Genomic DNA, 1,446 nt, shown 5'->3' with positions numbered 1-1,446 from the left:
GGTCCTACGTTGTTGGCATGGGTTGGACGGGCCGTCGTAAGGTCCAGAGGCCCAGAGACGCCGGGTATGGCTTTCAGGCGGTTGCACGCGATGGTTCCCCACACCTGGCCGCCCGGCGTCTCACGACGACTCGACCGCTGATTAGGAGCTGCGAGCCCCTCGGGTGCATCGCTGAGTAGGACCACGCTGGCGAGGTCGTCCGGAGCACAGCACGCGATCGAACGACCGGAGGAACAGGTGGCCCAGATCTGGGCGGGCACGGACATCGGCAAGACCCACCACCACTGCGTGGTCCTGGACGCCGAGGGCAGGAAGCTGCTCTCGCGCCGGGTCCTGAACGACGAACCGGAGCTGCTGGCCCTGCTCGCCGATGTGCTGGCGATGGAGACAGACGTGGTCTGGGCGGTCGACGTCGCCGACGGCATGGCCGCCCTGCTGATCAACGTGCTCCTCAACCACGGCCAGCAGCTGGTCTACATACCCGGCCTGGCGGTCAACCGGGCCTCGGCCGGCTACCGGGGGATGGGTAAGACCGATGCGAAGGACGCCGTCGTCATCGCCGACCAGGCCCGGATGCGCCGGGACCTGGCCGCGATCCGGCCGGACGACGAACACGCCGTCGAGCTGAGGATCCTCACCGACCGCCGCTCCGACCTGTCCGCCGACCGCACCCGCAGAATCAATCGACTGCGCGGCCAACTCACCGGAATCTTCCCGGCGTTGGAGCGCGTCCTGGAAATGGGTAACGTCGGTCCGCTGGTCCTGCTGACCGGCTACCAGACCCCGGCTGCCCTGCGCAGGACCGGCCGCAGCCGCCTGGAGACCTGGCTGCGCAACCGCAAGGTCCGCGCTGCCGACATCCTGGCCCAGGCCGCCCTGGAGGCGGCCGAGCGCCAGCACACCACCGTTCCCGGGGAGAGAATCGCCGCGCAGGTGATCCATACCCTGGCGAAGGAGGTGATGGGCCTCAACGAGCAGATCGCCGAGATCGACAAGCTCATTGCGGCCCGGTTTCGCGACCACGACCTCGCCGAAGTGATCGCCAGCATGCCCGGCATCGGCCCGCTGCTGGGCGCCGAGTTCCTGGCCGCCACCGCCGGCGACATGAGCCGCTTCGCCAGCGCCGACCGCCTCGCCAGCTTCGCCGGAGTCGCCCCGGTGCCCCGCGACTCCGGCAACATCAGCGGCAACCTGCACCGCCCCCGGCGCTACCACCGCGGCCTGCAACGCGTCTTCTACACCTCCGCGCTCATCAGCATCCGCAGCTGCGAGGAGTCCCGCCGCTTCTACGAACGCAAGCGCGCCGAAGGCAAGCGACACACCCAGGCCGTCCTCGCACTGGCCCGCCGACGAGTGAACGTCCTGTGGGCTCTCATTCGTGACGGACAGTGCTTCCAACGCGGACTCCCGGTCACAGCGGCTGCTTGACAACAGCATTAGGAGGTG

At 68.8% G+C, this 1,446-nt stretch carries 1 protein-coding gene; it reads left to right on the top strand.

Annotation, left to right across the window (positions count from 1 at the left end):
• Positions 1 to 237: 237 nt before the first annotated feature.
• Positions 238 to 1,428 carry an IS110 family RNA-guided transposase gene (locus OP86_RS32405; protein ID WP_030056050.1) on the top strand — a complete coding sequence of 397 codons (1,191 nt, stop codon included), beginning with the start codon at positions 238 to 240 and terminating at the stop codon, positions 1,426 to 1,428.
• The last annotated feature ends 18 nt before the right edge of the window (positions 1,429 to 1,446 follow it).

It is taken from the genome of Streptomyces novaecaesareae (genome assembly GCF_000716875.1).
Lineage (GTDB): Bacteria > Actinomycetota > Actinomycetes > Streptomycetales > Streptomycetaceae > Kitasatospora > Kitasatospora novaecaesareae.
The sequence above is the reverse complement of the archived record's forward strand: the minus strand, read 5'-3'. Positions and strand labels throughout refer to the sequence as shown.